19 protein-coding genes are annotated in these 15835 nt (G+C 69.8%); 11 read left to right on the top strand and 8 right to left on the bottom strand.

The features are described 5' to 3' along the window. Positions 1-58: 58 nt before the first annotated feature. Together msrA and AB0M46_RS09405 are read left to right on the top strand one after the other, a co-directional pair. The gene (msrA, locus tag AB0M46_RS09410; RefSeq protein ID WP_363334169.1) at positions 59-730 is read left to right on the top strand and encodes a peptide-methionine (S)-S-oxide reductase MsrA; all 672 of its coding nucleotides are present in this window, start codon (positions 59-61) and stop codon (positions 728-730) included. A 9-nt stretch (positions 731-739) separates the two neighbouring features. Next, the gene (locus AB0M46_RS09405; protein ID WP_363334168.1) at positions 740-1393 is read left to right on the top strand and encodes a hypothetical protein; all 654 of its coding nucleotides are present in this window, start codon (positions 740-742) and stop codon (positions 1391-1393) included. 157 nt (positions 1394-1550) lie between these two features. On the opposite strand, the gene AB0M46_RS09400 is transcribed toward AB0M46_RS09405, so the two are convergent. The 3 genes from AB0M46_RS09400 to AB0M46_RS09390 all read right to left on the bottom strand — a co-directional run bounded on the left by AB0M46_RS09400 (position 1551) and on the right by AB0M46_RS09390 (position 2718). Continuing rightward, positions 1551-1820, bottom strand: a complete 270-nt coding sequence (locus AB0M46_RS09400) for a hypothetical protein (RefSeq protein ID WP_363334166.1) — start codon at positions 1818-1820, stop codon at positions 1551-1553. Further along, on the bottom strand, positions 1813-2016 hold the full coding sequence (locus tag AB0M46_RS09395; protein WP_363334164.1) for a hypothetical protein: 204 nt from the start codon (positions 2014-2016) through the stop codon (positions 1813-1815). The genes AB0M46_RS09400 and AB0M46_RS09395 overlap by 8 nt, the downstream gene beginning before the upstream one ends. Before the next feature lie 219 nt (positions 2017-2235). Next, positions 2236-2718, bottom strand: a complete 483-nt coding sequence (locus AB0M46_RS09390; protein WP_363334162.1) for a hypothetical protein — start codon at positions 2716-2718, stop codon at positions 2236-2238. Positions 2719-3004: 286 nt separating this feature from the next. Here AB0M46_RS09390 and AB0M46_RS09385 point away from each other — a divergent pair, with 286 nt between their 5' ends. The 7 genes from AB0M46_RS09385 to AB0M46_RS09355 all read left to right on the top strand — a co-directional run bounded on the left by AB0M46_RS09385 (position 3005) and on the right by AB0M46_RS09355 (position 5542). Continuing rightward, a complete protein-coding gene (locus tag AB0M46_RS09385) occupies positions 3005-3235 on the top strand; it encodes a hypothetical protein (RefSeq protein ID WP_363334160.1) in 231 nt (76 codons plus the stop codon). Continuing rightward, positions 3225-3536 (top strand): type II toxin-antitoxin system PemK/MazF family toxin, encoded by a 312-nt coding sequence (locus AB0M46_RS09380; RefSeq protein WP_363334158.1) that lies wholly within the window; start codon positions 3225-3227, stop codon positions 3534-3536. Before AB0M46_RS09385 ends, AB0M46_RS09380 begins: the two co-directional genes overlap by 11 nt. Before the next feature lie 74 nt (positions 3537-3610). Beyond that, positions 3611-3760: a hypothetical protein gene (locus tag AB0M46_RS09375; protein WP_363334156.1), complete on the top strand. Its 150-nt coding sequence runs from the start codon at positions 3611-3613 to the stop codon at positions 3758-3760. A 96-nt stretch (positions 3761-3856) separates the two neighbouring features. Further along, on the top strand, positions 3857-4138 hold the full coding sequence (locus AB0M46_RS09370; protein ID WP_363334154.1) for a DUF1778 domain-containing protein: 282 nt from the start codon (positions 3857-3859) through the stop codon (positions 4136-4138). 6 nt (positions 4139-4144) lie between these two features. Then, positions 4145-4636 carry a GNAT family N-acetyltransferase gene (locus AB0M46_RS09365; RefSeq protein ID WP_363334152.1) on the top strand — a complete coding sequence of 164 codons (492 nt, stop codon included), beginning with the start codon at positions 4145-4147 and terminating at the stop codon, positions 4634-4636. Positions 4637-4644: 8 nt separating this feature from the next. After that, positions 4645-4944 carry a hypothetical protein gene (locus AB0M46_RS09360; RefSeq protein WP_363334150.1) on the top strand — a complete coding sequence of 100 codons (300 nt, stop codon included), beginning with the start codon at positions 4645-4647 and terminating at the stop codon, positions 4942-4944. A gap of 85 nt (positions 4945-5029) precedes the next feature. Further along, complete coding sequence (locus tag AB0M46_RS09355; protein ID WP_363334149.1) at positions 5030-5542, top strand: hypothetical protein; 513 nt, start codon at positions 5030-5032, stop codon at positions 5540-5542. A gap of 91 nt (positions 5543-5633) precedes the next feature. Here AB0M46_RS09355 and AB0M46_RS09350 read toward each other — a convergent pair whose 3' ends face one another. The 3 genes from AB0M46_RS09350 to AB0M46_RS09340 all read right to left on the bottom strand — a co-directional run bounded on the left by AB0M46_RS09350 (position 5634) and on the right by AB0M46_RS09340 (position 11295). Next, positions 5634-8024, bottom strand: coding sequence for an IPT/TIG domain-containing protein (locus AB0M46_RS09350; protein ID WP_363334147.1), 2391 nt, complete (start codon positions 8022-8024; stop codon positions 5634-5636). 233 nt (positions 8025-8257) lie between these two features. Then, entirely contained in the window at positions 8258-10399 is a 2142-nt protein-coding gene (locus AB0M46_RS09345; RefSeq protein ID WP_363334145.1) for a fibronectin type III domain-containing protein, read from the bottom strand. 575 nt (positions 10400-10974) lie between these two features. Continuing rightward, positions 10975-11295 (bottom strand): hypothetical protein, encoded by a 321-nt coding sequence (locus tag AB0M46_RS09340; protein ID WP_363334143.1) that lies wholly within the window; start codon positions 11293-11295, stop codon positions 10975-10977. A 148-nt stretch (positions 11296-11443) separates the two neighbouring features. Here AB0M46_RS09340 and AB0M46_RS09335 point away from each other — a divergent pair, with 148 nt between their 5' ends. Next, positions 11444-13117, top strand: a complete 1674-nt coding sequence (locus tag AB0M46_RS09335; protein ID WP_363334141.1) for an aminotransferase class V-fold PLP-dependent enzyme — start codon at positions 11444-11446, stop codon at positions 13115-13117. A gap of 43 nt (positions 13118-13160) precedes the next feature. Continuing rightward, positions 13161-14090 (top strand): trypsin-like peptidase domain-containing protein, encoded by a 930-nt coding sequence (locus AB0M46_RS09330; RefSeq protein WP_363334139.1) that lies wholly within the window; start codon positions 13161-13163, stop codon positions 14088-14090. A 281-nt stretch (positions 14091-14371) separates the two neighbouring features. Here the strand turns inward: AB0M46_RS09330 and AB0M46_RS09325 are convergent, their stop codons facing one another. Next, positions 14372-14512: a hypothetical protein gene (locus AB0M46_RS09325; RefSeq protein ID WP_363334137.1), complete on the bottom strand. Its 141-nt coding sequence runs from the start codon at positions 14510-14512 to the stop codon at positions 14372-14374. Between the two features lie 5 nt (positions 14513-14517). Further along, entirely contained in the window at positions 14518-15765 is a 1248-nt protein-coding gene (locus tag AB0M46_RS09320; protein WP_363334135.1) for an acetyl-CoA C-acetyltransferase, read from the bottom strand. Between the last annotated feature and the right edge of the window lie 70 nt (positions 15766-15835).

Genomic DNA, 15835 nt, shown 5'->3' with positions numbered 1-15835 from the left:
CACGACGGATTTCGCGGCAAACTTGAGTCCGAGCACCTCAAGTTTTAAGGAGCGGATCGTGTTCCTGCGGATCAACAAGCAGCTTGACCTGCCGACCGCCGAGTCGGCCATCCCCGGGCGGGACACCGAGATGCCCGTCGCCGCGAAGCACACCGTCCTGGGCACCCCGCTGCGCGGCCCCTGGCCGGCCGGGCTGGAGGTGGCCTACTTCGGGATGGGCTGCTTCTGGGGCGCGGAGCGCATCTTCTGGCGCATCCCCGGCGTGTACTCGACGGCCGTCGGCTACCAGGGCGGCTTCACCCGGAACCCGACGTACGAGGAGACCTGCTCCGGCCGGACCGGGCACACCGAGGCCGTCCAGGTCGTCTACGACCCGGCCAAGGTGTCGTACGAGACGCTGCTGAAGGCGTTCTGGGAGAACCACGACCCGACGCAGGGCATGCGCCAGGGCAACGACATCGGCACCCAGTACCGCTCGGCCATCTACACCACCACCCCGGCCCAGGCCGCCACGGCCGCCGGGTCGAGTGACGCCTTCGCCCCGGTGGTGCGCGCCGCCGGCCACGGCGAGATCACGACCGAGATCACCCCGGCCGGGCCGTTCTACTACGCCGAGGACTACCACCAGCAGTACCTCTCGAACTCGAAGAACCCCGGCGGGTACTGCAACCACGGCCCGAACGGCATGACCTGCCCGATCGGGGTGGCCCGGGTAGCGGACCACCACTAGCCTGGCTGCGTGCCGAGGCCGGACGAAACCGTCGCGGAGATTCAACCGTCGCCTCCTTCCTCTCCTGGGAGGAGGCGGCGCGCCTGCCGCCTTGCGATCGCCTGGCTGGCGGTAGCGTGCGTCGAGGCAATCGACGTGCCGAATGAATCCCTGCTCGCGTTCGTCGTCCCCCCGTTCGAGTTGGCGTTGTGGCTCGCCGCAGCCGCCCTGACCGTGGTCGCGATTGCTGGGTTCAAGGGTTCGACGGTGGTACGGGTGGTCTCCGCGACCGGACTGCTGGCAGCCACGATCCAGCTCAACAACTGGTCGGTCTTCGAACCGCGCTCGTACTACTGGTCTCACCGGTGGGCCTTCGCGGTCGTCGCCGATGGGGTTCGCCACGGCACGATCGGGGCGTCCGACGCCTACTACGGCGAGCCGTTACCCCGGACTCTGCGCGATCTGTCGACCAACGGCCGGGCCTCAGCGATCGGCCGGCACGACGGCCGGCCGGTCGTGTTCCTGCCCGAATACATCGGTATCCCCGACGACGCAGCCGGCTATGTCTTCTACGAGGGCGCCCTACCCGCCGACTTCACGCTCGACCTCTACGGTGCCCAGGCCTCACTCAACGGTGCGGAGAACCTGGGCAACGGATGGTGGTACGCCCGGCCCGGCGACTGACCAGCTGGTTACCGGAGTAGCGCACCATTCGCCAGAGTCCAAGAACCCGGGCGGCTACTGCAACCACGGCCCCAACGGCATGACCTGCCCCATCGGTGTCGGCACCCTGCCGTCCTGACCTCTCGACGGCGCACCGGCAGCCACGCCGCGCACCGGATTAGGTGTCGGCCCGCACGTACTGAATGCTGATGACCTCGTTCCCGTCGTGCGGCGTAACCATGTACCAGATGGTTACGCCGTCGGCGGGCAAATGCAGTTCATATGCGCCTGGCAATGGATCGCTCGGCGGGAACGGATCTGCGAGCGTCGGAACCGGGTCATCGAGCAGATGGAAGATCGCACGCTGGACTGCCCATCGCAGTCCCTGGGGAAGTGCCTCTACCTGTTGCCACGCTTGCTCAGGAAAGCGAATCTGCCGATCAGGCACGAATTCCCCACGCCTCGGCAAGTTGTTCACGCGTGAACACCCGGGCCTCGTCGCCGGGTCCGGCACCGCGGTCTGCCTGCATGACGGTCAGCGCGACCTCACGTGCGGCCTCGCGGCGCAGACGCCTCAGCTCTGCCTGCATGGCGTCGAACTCGGCCCGGGGGATCGTGATCATCTCGGTCGCCTCGCTGGTCACGCCGCGCCTCCACTCCCGCCCACTACCACTGACTGGACACTGCCTAAGGGTACGCCCGCTTCCCCGACCGAGGGCGGCCCAGCACGGTCGGCCTCCGCCCCGCCGCGGTACGGGTTTTGAGTCGCTGCCCTGGCGCCCGCGGCGGACGGCCTTCCCGGATGGCCCTGCTGAGGCCGACCGCCATCGACTACTGGGACGTTCGCTGCCTCGGGCTGGACCTTAAGCGACACCGTCGAGGTCCACGCCCCGCAGTTCGAGCGTTGCGCGGCGGGCTCGCTCCTCTCCCGGGTACTGCTCGCCGAACAGCCGCGGAATGACGGCCAGTCCGAAGCCGACCGCCAGCGACAGGAGCACGACGAGCACCGACCCGAAGGCGACGAGCCCGCGCCCGGCGTCGCGCTCGTGGGTGGGCGCGTGGCGCAGCCAGTGCCGCCCCCAGAACACGCCGGGGACGACGAGCGCCGCGTACACGTCGCCGACCACATCCTCGCCGCGCGATGAACTGTGCGCGGCCGCGCCGCTGAGCACCCACACCACGGCCGCCGCGCCGCCGAGGGTGCCCAGCACCGCCGCGGTCGCGGTCAGGGCCCGGCGGCGGCAGTACTGCGGGCCGCGCTCCAGCCAGGTGGTACCGATCCACCGCAGCGTCACCGCCGGCCCGTCCGGCGTGTTCCGGACGCGAAAGACCCGCTCGACCGTCATTCGCTGGCCCCCGTTCCCGCCACGACCGCCACCCCGCCTCGACGAGGCAGCGACGCGCACTGTACCGGCCGACGCTCGGATACTCATGGCGGTCCGGGGCGTCCGTGGGGCGTGTGCGGTCAGGCGGTCGCCAGCCGTGTTGGCACCCTGCCGGCGCCCATGAAGCGACGCACGGTGCGCTCGCTCACGCCCAGGTAGGCGTCGGCGCCCTGCCCGCCTGATCCCCCTCGACGAGCGGCCACCGCCATCTCGACGATGGCCGCTTCGGCGTATTACAGTTTGTCTTATGTCGACGATTACATTCCGTACAGACGACGACGTCGATCAGGCGCTGGCCGAGCTGACGTCCGGCGACCGCGATCGGTCACAGGTCATCCGTGACGCGATCCTCTCCGCCTGGCGCGCCCGCCGCGAGGAGCAGATCCGCGCCGAGGCAGAAGCCGTTGCCGCGGATGCCGACGATGTCGCTGAGGCACGAGCGGTGCTGGCAGACATGGAGTCGCTCCGTGCGTGGTGACGTCTACGAGCTCAAGGCGCCTCGGGACACGCGCGGCCACGAACAGCGTGGCAACCGGTACGCCGTCGTGGTCCAGTCCAACCTGCTGCCCCTCTCGACGTGGCTTGTCGCGCCGACCTCCACCAGCGCCCGGCCGACCAGTTTCCGACCGGAGATCGAGATTCAAGGCAAGACCACATATGTGCTCGCCGAACAGACGGCGGCCGTCCAACCCGAACGACTCGGCCAGCTCGTCGGCCACCTTTCGCACCAGGAGATGTCCGCAGTCGACGACGCGCTGCGCCTCGTGCTCCACCTCTGACGCCGCACCATGTGCGCCGGTCGGTCAGGCAGAAAGACGTTGTCGTGCCTGGTATCGCCAGAGAGCCTGCGAACGTGACCAACGACGACGTCGATGTACGCGCCAGTTTCGACCGCCGGGTCGACTCGCTGCTGGGCCGGCGAGTGCTCTCCGTCGCCTACTGGGACCTTTGCAGCGTTGGGCCGGAACCCGAATGGGTTGCAACCACGGCCCCAGCGGCATGACCTGCCCGATCGGCGTCGCCCAGGTCCCCGACGCTTCTTAGGTGGACACTTCCTCCGTACGGTACGTACAATCGTACGGACGGTACGGAGGACTCAATGACCATCGCAGCCTCTGCGCGCTTCGAGTTCCGCCTGCGGCCGGAGGCCAAGAGGCGGATCGAGCAAGCCGCAGATCTCGTGCACGAGAGCACGTCCGACTTCGCGCGGACCGCGGCGGAGGAGCGCGCCGAACGCGTCCTGCAAGAGCACATGATGGCCACCGTCGTGCCGGCGGAGTTCTTCGACGACCTCTTGGCCGCGCTCGACCAGCCGGCAACGCCGAACCAAGCACTGCGGGCCGCAGCAGCTCGGGCTCGCCACGTCGTGGAACGGCGGTAGTCCTGCGTGGCGTTCATCAGCGAGACCTTGAGCGAGCACCACGACACCAGCGTTTTCGACAGCAGTAAGCCCGACCTCGATGGCTGGCTGCAGCAGCACGCGATGACGACCGAGGCCCGGCGCACGGGGCGCACGTTCGTATGGCATGAGGATCATCGTGTAGTCGCGTATTACACAATCGCCGCACACCTGGTCGTGCGCGAAGGCCTTCCCCGCGCACTCAGCCGGGGCAATCCGGCTCAGATCCCGGCCGTGCTGCTCGCCCGACTGGCGCTCGACAAGACCCTTCACGGCCAGGGCCACGGCGGCGCCCTGCTCGCGGACGCGCTTCACCGGATCGTCGTCGCCACACAGACCGTTGCCGCCAGGTTCGTGGTCGTCGATGCGATCGACGGCGCGGCCCACGGCTTCTATCAGCACCACGGCTTCCGGGAGATCCCCGGATCGATGCGCCTGGTCCAGAAGGTCAGCGACATCGCCGCCGCAATCGGCCTCTAGGTACTCCAATGGCCGATCAGACAGCGAAGCAGCGGGTGTGGATCTTCCACGGCGATACGGCTGTCGGCCGACTGCGAACCGCCGGCTCAACGCGTCCTGAGCTGGTCCAGTTGGCGAATGTGGTGGAGCGGCTCGGCCGGCTGGCCGGCGATGTCGCGGTGGCGCAGCCGGCGCCGCGTGAACCGGTGCCTGCCTGGCTGGCCGACAGGCTCGTGTACACCGCAGGCATGACTCGTGAGGCCGTCGCGGCGCTCGACCTCCAGCAGGCAGTCGACCTGTGGACGGCCTACACCTCACGGCCGCAATGAAATGCGACATCACGGGCCGGGATGGAGCAATGCCGATGCACGTGCCGGCTTCGACCACCGAGTCGACTCGCTGCGGGGCCGTCGGGTGCTTTCCATCGACTACTGGGACGTTCTCTGCCTCGGGCTGGACCCCGAATGGGACTTCGGCGACTGGCACCACGCCGTGCTGGGCGCACAGCTGACGACTGACTCAGGTCCCGTGACCGTGACCTGCACGGCAACCTTCGACCCGTGCGGCGTGGAAGTCCTCCTGGAGCCCATCGCCCGCCATCTCCAAGAGGGCGGATCGCAGCGTGTCGGGCCGGGAGCCGATTCGCGATGGAAGGCATTCCTGGGGCAGCCGGTCCGTGACGCAAGGGTTCGGTGGGACAGGTTCACGATCGGACCCACCACGAGGTCGAATGGTGCGGTGGTCGACGCGGACATACCTACCGCCCTGCGGCTGGACTTCGACGGTGGGCCGGTGTGGTTCGTGGCTGGCACACCGCAGTTCCGGGAGCCATACAACGTGTTCATCCCGGGTGATCAGATCGTGGTCGTCTTCGCGGCCTCGAAGATGAGGCAGATGGGGTACGTCGACCCAACGTTTGCCGACTAGAGCGGACATCTGGTAGCGCCCTGGCAGGCCGCACTGCGCGGCGGCGGCCCGGGGTCGGTTGACCCCGGGCCGCCGTCTTACGTCGGGTCGACTAGTGGAGGTAGTCGGAGACGGTGAAGGTGGAACCGCTCGAGATGATGGTCTGGTAGTAGGTTGACTGCAGCTGTGCGCCCGGGGCGCCGTTGCTCACGATCGTCACCGTGTAGGTGCCGTTCGGCACCGGCGCCGGGTTGAAGATCGTGAAGCCGGTGACGCCGTTGGCCGCGGTGGTGGCGGTGGCCTGGTTCGACAGCGTCGCGACACCGGCAGCGACGCTCACGATGTACGTGCCGGCCGGGATGCCCGGGCCCGTCACGACCTTGTTCACGTCGGCAGTGGTGAAGAACGTGGTCGAGTTCGCCACCGTGCCCGCGCCGAGCGTGGCCGCGCCGGTGCTGGTCACGCCGTCGGTCATGACGCGCTGCGTCGACGTGGTGATCGGCGTCGTCGCCGAGGTGATCGCCACCGCGGATTGCTTCGACAGGGTCGCCACGCCGTTGTTGACCGCCGTGATGACGGTGGCGTTGGCCGCGATGGCGGCGCCGCTGGCGCCGGCGGTGATCGTGTTGCCCACGTCCGCCTGCGTGAAGGTGCAGGTGGTCACGGTGCTGGTGGCGGGCCCGATGAAGGTCGACGCGACCGGGGTCGGCAGCGGCGCGGTGGCCGAGGCCGACGGGTAGTTGGCGCAGCTGGACAGCGTGCGCGTGGTCGGGGTCGGCGCCGCGTTCAGGTTGCCGCCCAGGTAGAGGTTGCACAGCAACTCGGTGTCGCCGATCACGAGCACGTCGATGCACTCGCTGGTCTGCGGGTTGGGCTTGACGGCGGTGGCGGTCGCCACGGTGCCGCCGTTGTAGACGCCCTTGACCAGGTAGACGTGGGCGCTCGAGCTGTTGGTGGCGTAGGTGGTGCCGAAGTTGAGGTCGGCGAAGCCGACGCCCTGGATGTCGAGGCCGGTCGGGCCGACCCCGCTGTTGGGCGCGGTCTTCGGGGTGACCGTGATGCCGTTGGTGAAGGTGAACACGCTGTTGATGGTCACGGTGCCACCGGTGGTGGTCACGGCCAGCGCGAAGGGACCACCCGGCGAGTGGGCCGGGACGGTCGCGGTGAACTGGGTGCCGACGCCGCCGGCGATGGTGCCGCCGACCGTGATAGCGGTCAGCGCCGTGCCGCCGAGCGTGGCGGTCATGCCGGTGACCGGGAAGTTGGTGCCGTTGACGGTGATCGTCGAGCCGCCCTGGGCCGGGCCGGTGGCCGGCGACACGGTGGTGACGGTCGGCACCTGGCCGACGGTGTACTGCCCGTAGGCCGACGCGACGAGCGAGCTACCTGCCCCGTTGTAGGCGCAGACGTAGTACGACGTGTTCGACGACGGCAGGCCGGTCGTCGGCAGCGTGAACGCGACCTTGTTCGCCGAGACGTACCGGGTCGAGCTCGGCGTGATGACGCTGGCGGAGCCGTCGGCCGCGGACAGGGTGGACGGGCACGCCACGGTGGTGAGCCGGACGTTCTGCGTGCCGGTCGCGAAGATCGTGCCCGAGGGCGCCGACAGGGTGACCGTGTTGCCGCCCGCGGTCGAGCCCGAGGTCTGGCTCAACACGGTGTTGCCGCTGACGGTGAACGGTGCCACCGACGAGTTCTCGGCGATCAGCGGCGAGCCGCTCGCGTCGTAGACGCAGATGAAGTAATCACCGGTGAACACCGGGGACGGCGTCGTGGGCTGGACCAGCGTGGGCGGCACCATGACGGTCAGCTTGTTGGTCGCGTTGACCGTGATGCTGGCCGCCGGCACGGGGATGACGCCGCCGGTCAGGGCGCCCGACCCGTTGCCACTGGGTGCCGCGGCCCCCCGCGCGGTCGTGGCGCACGCAGTGGCACCGCCGGTGGCCTTGGCCTGGAACTGGACCTGCGGGTTCGTGGTGAACGGCGCGCTGGTCGAGGTGATGCCGATCGCGTAGTTACCACCGGTACCACCGGTGGTCTGGCTCGGCGTGGCGTCCGGGTTGAGGGTGAAGGAGGCGTCCGCGTTGGCGATCAGGGCGCTCGCGGCGCCGGTGTCGTAGACGCAGACGGAGAAGGTGCCGCCCGTGGTGCCCGCGGGCAGCGCCAGGCTGGCCGGGGTGGTGACCGACAGCGTCTGGCCGGCCGGCTTCGGGACGCCGGTGACCTCGGCGATACCCGCGCTGACCGTGCCCGAGCCGGAGAGGGCGGTCGCGATGCCGCTAGTGGTCGGGCAGGTGCCGGCGACGTTGAACTGGACCGTGTAGGGGCCGGTGCTACTGCCGAAGGTGGCGACGGTCTCGGTCAGCACGACCGGGTAGCCGCCGCCGCTCGGGCCGTGCGAGGGGCTCAGGGTGACCAGGTTCGAAGCGGCGAACGCCGAGGTTGCCGTGGCGACCAGACTGCCGGCCACGAGCGTCAGCACGGCGCCGACGCGAAGCGCCATCCGCGTACCGAGGCTTCTTGTCTTGACTTGCACTTGTGGTCTCCTCCAGTCGGTAACCACGGATCTAGGGAGTGATCGATAGGGGCACGCAGCTCCCATTTCGTCACTCAAAGTAGCAGTGCATTTACTGAGAGTTCCTCAAAATCGGGAAGCCCGCGACAAGCGAAACGCCCCGGGCGGTTCCCCGCCCGGGGCGTCCCTATTGGACAGTCGTCAGTGGACAGTCAGGGCTGTCACAGGCCGACGTTCTGCGCGGCCGACGGGGCGACGTGCGTCCACCAGGCCCAGCTGGTGTTGTCGCCCGCCCGGGCCTGCACCCGGTGCCAGATCTGGCCGTCGCCGGCGCCGACGGCGAACACCTCGAGGGTGCCGTCGTCCCACTGGGCCACGACCGGGTCGCTGGCGATGAGGCCGCCGAGGCTGACCCAGTTCTGCCACGCCGCCGGGTTGGTGGCCGACGTCTGCACCGTGTAGTACAGGTTGCCGTCCGCGCCGCGGCCGAAGACCTGGACCGTGCCGGCCTTGTTCTTCGTCAGCTCGATCTTGGAGATCCACCGGCTGCCGTCGACCTGCGTCCAGGGGCCGAAGCCGCTGTCGTTGGCGTTCTGCAGCTTGTACCAGACGGCGTGGTCGGCGAAGCCGAGCACGAACACCTGGAGGCGGGCCGACGCACCGGTGCCGTTGAGCACCGCCACCGGCTCGCTGCCGATGAGACCGCCGAGGCTGGTCCACTGGCCCCAGTTACCGTTGGCGTCCCGCACGTTCGTCCAGAGGTTGCTGTCGCCACCGCGGGCGAACATCTGGGACAGGCCGTTGCGGTTGGTCACGATCGGGCCGCTCATTCCGCCTCCGCCCGGAGTGGACGAGCCCGACGTGGTCAGGGTGATCGTGCCAGCCGTGCTGTACGAGGTGGCGCTCGCGTAGGCCACGACCTTCACGTCGTACGCGGTACCCGGCAGCAGGCCGCTGATGGTGCAGCTGGTGCTCGGCGCAACGGCGGTGCAGCTCGGGTTGCTGGCGTCCGCGCCCGCGGCCGACCCTGAGGCCTTCGGGGTCGCGGTCGCCGTGTAGTACTGCACGGCAGCACCGTTGACCGCGCCGGCCGGCGTCCACGAGACGGTCGCCGAGGTCGACGTGATGTCGCCCTGCGCCGGGGTGGTCACCGTCGGGGCGCCCGGCTTGGGCTGGACCGCCGGCGTGACGGAGCTCGCGGCCGCGGTGCCGAGCGCGCTGGACTGCGTGCCGGTCGAGCCGTAGGCCACCACGCTGACGTCGTACAGCGAGCCGTTGGTCAGGCCCTTGATGTCACAGGTCATCGCGGTCGTGGTGTTGCAGGTGGCCACCGGGACGGTGGGTGCCGCGTGCAGCACGGCGATCGCCCGGTAGCCCTTAACGGTCACGCCGTTGTCCGTCGCCGGCGCGGTCCAGGCCGCGGTGACCTGGGCGTCGCCGGCCTTGGCCGTCACGGTCGCCGGGTCGTCCGGAGCGACGGTCGTCGACCGGACCGTGGCCGTCGCCGCGGCCGACTGGACGCCGTTCCTGGCCGCCTTGACCGAGATGGTGTAGGTCGTGCCCGGCGCCAGGTTGGAGCAGAGGGCGATGGGCTCGGTACCACCCGAGGTGCAGACCTCGAGCGGCGCCGGCGGGACGGCGGTGATCGGCGAGATCGACGTGACGTAGGTGACGCCGGTCGTGTCGGCCGGTGGCGTCCACGTCACGATCGCGTCGCCGCTGCCCGCGTCGACCGTGGCGAGCGCGTCGGTCGGCGCGGCCGAGCCGATGCCCGGGATGGCCGTCACGGCAGACGGGTCCGTGGCCACCGAATCCGCGACCGCGGTCGAGCCGTTGGCCACCACGCCGAAGTTGTACGAGGCGCCGTTGACCAGGCCGTGGATGGTGCAGTTGTTCGTGGTGCCGTCCGCCGTCTGGCACGTGGCCTGGGCGGTCGAGTTACCCAGGTACGCCGACGCCGTGAAGCGGGCGACGGTCGAGCCACCGACGTTGGGGTCCGGCGTCCACGACACCTTGACGTCGCCGCTGACGCCCGTGGCCTCGGCTGTCACGCCCGTCGGGGGCGACAGTTTCGGGGTCGTGCTGGTCCCCGGGTCGAGGTTCTGGGTCAGGGCCACGCTGCTGTCGGCCTTGATCGCCTGAACGACGATCTTGTACGCCGTGCCGGCCACCAGCGGGGTCAGCGCACACGCGTTCGGCCCACCGTTGAGCGTGTCGCAGACCGCGATGGTCTGCGAGCCGGAGACCGCCGCGATGTGGAAGTGGTCGAAGCCGGTCGTGGTCGGCGTGCCGTCGATGTCGGTCGGGTTGACCGTGACATCGAGGCGGCGGCCGGACTGCGTCGGGTCCGACGTGATGGTCATGCCGGTGATGGCCCCACTTGTCGCAAAGGCTGGCTGGGCAACGGCGAGCGACATGCCCACCATCGCCAGCGCCGAGGCCGAACCGAGCAGGCCGCGTCTGGGCCCGGCCCGGCGGTCGCGCGATTTGCATACGTCGATCATTGCGAAACCCTCCGTTGCGAGGCGCCAGCAGTGAGTGCCGACGCGCCATCTCCTAGCAATGTATGGCTGTCGTGGACTTTCCGGAGCAAATTGGGTAATACGGCCAAATGCCATGGGTTGCGCGAAGCGCTGCCGATCTGGGGCGCGGCATGGCGAAACGGCCCGGGAGCGGGGCTCCCGGGCCGTTCAAAGATGGAGATATGCAGGGGTTTTGGCAGGCGAGGGCACCTATCGCGATGTATGCGGGGGAACCACGACGTGTGCCCTCGCCTGCCGGGTAAGACCCGCCCGATCCCTGGGGAGGACGCCTGGCCGGAGGCGTTCGGAGCCGGCGGAGGCATGCCGGCAACCGTTTCCGGGCGGATCTTTTGTGCTGCGGGACTGCGTTGCACTGGCGGGGCGCGCCGGAGTCTCCGCTTGGATCAACGATCGTGTCAGAGGAAGGTTCCCCGGTTGCCGCCCGCGCGGTGCCAGCCGCCGCGGGCCGGGGGCCGACCCAGGTCGATGCGCCAGTCGGGCATGGTTCGCAGGCTGTACAGGTCGTGACGGGCCGTCCATGCCTCGTTCCACGGCCGGCGCGACGCCTCGGCGGCGTTCTCGGCCAGGCGGCGCGGCGCGCACGGCCACTCCCGCCCGCACCACAGGCACTGGCCCTCGCCGTCGGACTCACTGTGCCGACTCAGGATCTGCGTGGCGTCCCGCCACAAGAGTCGATCGACGACGTCTGTTGGCTCGGACTGGTCAACACTGACCAACTTCCCTACCCCCAGTCTCCTCGAGGCTTCCTGAGCACCTCCGGACGAAACGTTAAACAGTCGAGCCCCAGGCCGGAGCGGACAGGGAGTGCGACATCCGGGCCGCCACACGAAAGAGGACGGCGTGGCGCCCGGTGATAATGGCGGGATGGAGAGCCCCCTCTTACCGCGTATCCGCGCCGGCGTGATCGGCGACGACCAGGTCATGTGGGGGCCGTTCGGCGCTCGCCGGGTCACCTACGCCGACTACACCGCCTCGGGCCGGGCGCTGGACTTCATCGAGCGGTTCGTGCGGGAGGAGGTGCTCCCGCGGTACGCCAACACCCACACGGAATCGTCGGGCACCGGCCTGCAGACCACGCGCCTGCGCGAGGACGCGCGGCAGATCATCAACGACGCGGTGGGCGGCGACGCCGACACCGTCGTGATCTTCACCGGCTCCGGCTCCACCGCGGCCATCGACAAGATGGTGCACATCCTCGGCCTGCGGATGCCGGCCACGCTCGAGGACCGCTACGACCTCTCGGCGCACATCCCGGCGGCCGATCGCCCGGTCGTGTTCATCGGCCCCTTCGAGCACCACTCCAACGAGTTGCCGTGGCGCGAGTCCATCGCGGACGTGGTCGTGATCCCCGAGGATCACAACGGCCACATCGACCTCGACCGGCTGCGCGCGGAGCTCGCGCGGCACGCCGACCGGCCACTGAAGATCGGATCGTTCTCGGCGGCCTCCAACGTGACCGGGATCGTCAGCGACACGCACGCGATCTCGGCGCTGCTGCACGAGCACGGCGCGCTGTCGTTCTGGGACTTCGCGGCGGCCGCGCCATACGTCGACATCGCGATGTACGGGCCGGGCCCCGGGCAGTACAAGGACGCGGTCTTCATCTCCCCGCACAAGTTCGTTGGCGGGCCGGGCACCCCCGGCGTGCTCGTGGTGCGCCGGGAGGTGCTCGCCAACCGGGTGCCGACCGTGCCCGGCGGCGGCACCGTGGACTACGTCAACCCGACGGACCACCACTACATCGCCGACCCCGCGCACCGCGAGGAGGGCGGCACCCCGGCGATCGTCGAGTCGATCCGCGCCGGCCTGGTGTTCCAGCTCAAGCAGGCGGTCGGCACGGCGACCATCCGCGCTCTCGAGGAGCACTTCCTGCGCGAGGCGATCTCGTCGTGGAAGACCAACCCCAACATCGAGATCCTGGGCAACCTTGACGCCGAACGACTGTCGATCGTGTCGTTCGTCATCAAGAAGCCCGGGGGACGGTACCTCCACCACAACTTCGTCGTATCGCTGCTCAACGACCTGTTCGGCATCCAGGCGCGGGGCGGCTGCTCGTGCGCCGGGCCCTACGGCCACCGGCTGCTGGGCATCGACATCGAGCGCTCGCACCGCTTCGAGCAGGAGATCATCGCGGGCTGCGAGGGGATCAAGCCCGGGTGGGTGCGGGTCAGCTTCAACTACTTCATCTCGGAGACGGTCTTCCGCTACATCGTCGACGCGGTACACCTGGTGGCCACGCACGGCTGGGCGCTGCTGCCGCAGTATCGCTTCGATCCGTACACGGGCCTGTGGAAGCACCGCGACGGCGTGGTCGAGCCGCCGCTGCGCCTGTCCTCGGTGACCTACTCCCCGGACGGCGCGCTGACCTGGCCGGCCCGCCACGAGCGGGCCCCCGAATCGGACTTGGCGGGATATTTGCGGTACGCCCGCGAATTGTGTGACTCGCTGCCGGTCGGGGAGGAGCCCTCCGGCGTCGTCTCGGCCAACTTCGAGGCCCTGCGGTGGTTCGACCTCCCGGCGGTATCGCTGTTGGCGTAACCGGCCCGGGCATTGCCGGCTTTTGATGCGCGTTCTGCTGGACATGGACCCTGAAACCGATGCGCTCGACGCGTACAGCCGGGTCGTCTCCACCGTGGCCGCCACCCTGCTGCCGAGCGTGGCCAGCCTGACCGTGCGCAGCCGCCGCGGAGGGGGAGCCGGCTCGGCCGTCGTCTACACCCCGGACGGCTTCGTCCTGACCTCCGCCCACGTGGTGGCCGGCGCCGACGGCGGCGTCGCCGAGTTCACCGACGGCACCCAGACCCGCTTCGACGTGGTCGGCGCCGACCCCCTGGCCGACCTGGCCGTGCTGCGCATCCGCGAGCCCGGCGTCCCGCCCGCGACCCTGGGCAACGCCGACGACCTGCGCATCGGCCAGCTCGTCGTGGCCGTGGGCAACCCCCTGGGGCTGGCCGGCTCGGTCACCGCCGGCGTGGTCAGCGCCCTGGGCCGCTCCCTGCCGGTCCGCGACGGCCGCCACTCCCGCCTGATCGACGACGTCATCCAGACCGACGCGGCACTCAATCCCGGCAACTCGGGCGGGGCGCTGGCCGACTCGGCGTCCCGGGTCGTCGGCATCAACACGGCGGTCGCCGGCATCGGGCTGGGGCTGGCCGTCCCGATCAACGGCACGACCCGGCTCATCGTGTCGGAGCTCATGTCCACGGGCCGGGTGCGGCGGGCCTGGCTGGGCGTGGCCGGCGCGACGGTACCGCTCCCCCAGCCCCTGGCCGCCCGCCTGGGCCAGTCGAAGGGCCTGCGGCTGGCCGAGGTGGTGCCCGAGAGCCCGGCGGGGCAGGCCGGCCTCTACGTGGGGGACGTGATGCTGGCCGCGGGCGGCCGGCCCATCACGGGCGTGCAGGACGTCCTGCGGCTGATGCTGGGGCCGGCGATCGGTTCGCGGCTGCCCATCACGGTGCTGCGCAAGGACGCCCTCGTCGACGTGGTGGCGATCCCGGCGCCTCTGGAGTGACGGCGGCGAATCGGCGCATTTTCGATAAGTCGGGCGCTCCGCGCCACGACTTATCGGATTTATACCCTGACAGGGCATATTTCCGACATGTCGTGGCGCGGAGCGCCCGACATGTCGCTTTTGCACTGACGGTCGGTTCTTGCCGACCCGCCGGTTCACGGACCGGCCAGCTTCGGGCGGCCAGCGTTTTGGGCCGATCAGCTTTGGGCCGACCAGCTTGGAGCCGGGGGCACCTTGGATCGGCCAACTTTAGGTCGGGGCCACCTTTGGAACGGCCAGCTTTAGGTCATCAGGGCCAGCTTGGCGAGGCGGCGCGCGGCCGCGTTGCGGGCGCTGTCGGCCTCCTTCTTGGCCGCGGCGGTCTCGGCGACGACCTGCTTTGGGTCGGTCGCGGCGCCCCGCTCGGGCGAGGCGCCGCGCACGGACCTCAGGCGAGGCGCTCCAGGATCATCGCCATGCCCTGGCCGCCGCCCACGCACATCGTCTCGAGACCGATGGACTTGTCGTGCCAGTTCAGGGAGTTGATCAGGGTGCCGGTGATGCGGGCGCCGGTCATGCCGAAGGGGTGGCCGACCGCGATGGCGCCGCCGTTCACGTTGAGCTTGTCCAGGGGGATGCCCAGGTTGCGGTACGACGGGATGACCTGCGCGGCGAAAGCCTCGTTGATCTCGACCAGGTCCACGTCGTCGATGGTCATGCCAGCGCGCTTCAGGGCGCTGCGGCTGGCCTCCACCGGGCCGATGCCCATGATCTCCGGGGACATGGCGGTCACGCCCGTGGAGACGATCCGGGCCAGCGGGGTGATGCCCAGCTCGCGGGCCTTGGTGTCGCTCATGACGACCACCGCGGCGGCGCCGTCGTTGAGCGGGCAGCAGTTGCCGGCGGTCACCCGGCCGTCGGGGCGGAAGACCGGCTTCAGGCCGGCCACGGCCTCGTAGGTCACGCCCGGGCGGGGGCCGTCGTCGGCCGAGACGACCTCGCCGGTCGGGGTCGTCACCGGCGTGATCTCGCGGGCCCAGAAGCCCTTGCGGATGGCCTCCTCGGCGAGGTTCTGCGACCGTACGCCGAACTCGTCCATGTCCTGGCGGGTCACGCCCTCGATCTCGGCCAGGTTCTCGGCGGTCTGGCCCATGGCGATGTAGATGTCCGGGAGCTCGCCGTCCTCGCGCGGGTCGCGCCAGGCCTCGGCGCCGCCCTCGGAGCGCTTCGTGGTGCGGGCGTAGGCGCCGGCGAAGGCCGGGTTCTGCCACGGGCCGCCGACCAGGGCCTGGGCGTCGGGGGGCAGGGTGTCGGAGTTGCCGCGGGCGAAACGGGAGACGCACTCGACGCCGGCCGAGATGAAGACGTCGCCCTCGCCGGCCTTGATGGCGTGGAAGGCCATGCGGGTGGTCTGCAGCGATGAGGCGCAGTAGCGGGTGGTGGTGGCGCCCGGCAGGTGGTCGAAGCCCAGCAGCGTGCTCACCACGCGGGCCATGTTGAAGCCCTGTTCGCCGCCGGGCAGGCCGCAACCCAGGTAGAGGTCCTCGATCTCCCGGGGGTCGAGCTGCGGCACCTTGTCCAGCGCGGCGCGGATGATGGTGGCAGCAAGATCGTCGGGGCGGAGGTCGCGCAGCGATCCCTTGACGGCACGGCCGATCGGGGACCGGGCGGTGGCAACGATGACAGCTTCCGGCATGATCTCGATGCTACCGGGAGGTAACCGCGCCGCACCCCGCACACGGCGCCCAGCAACGAGTGCAGAAATG

Source organism: Dactylosporangium sp. NPDC051485, assembly GCF_040682015.1.
In the GTDB taxonomy this organism is placed as follows: Bacteria; Actinomycetota; Actinomycetes; order Mycobacteriales; family Micromonosporaceae; genus Dactylosporangium.
The sequence above is the reverse complement of the archived record's forward strand: the minus strand, read 5'-3'. Positions and strand labels throughout refer to the sequence as shown.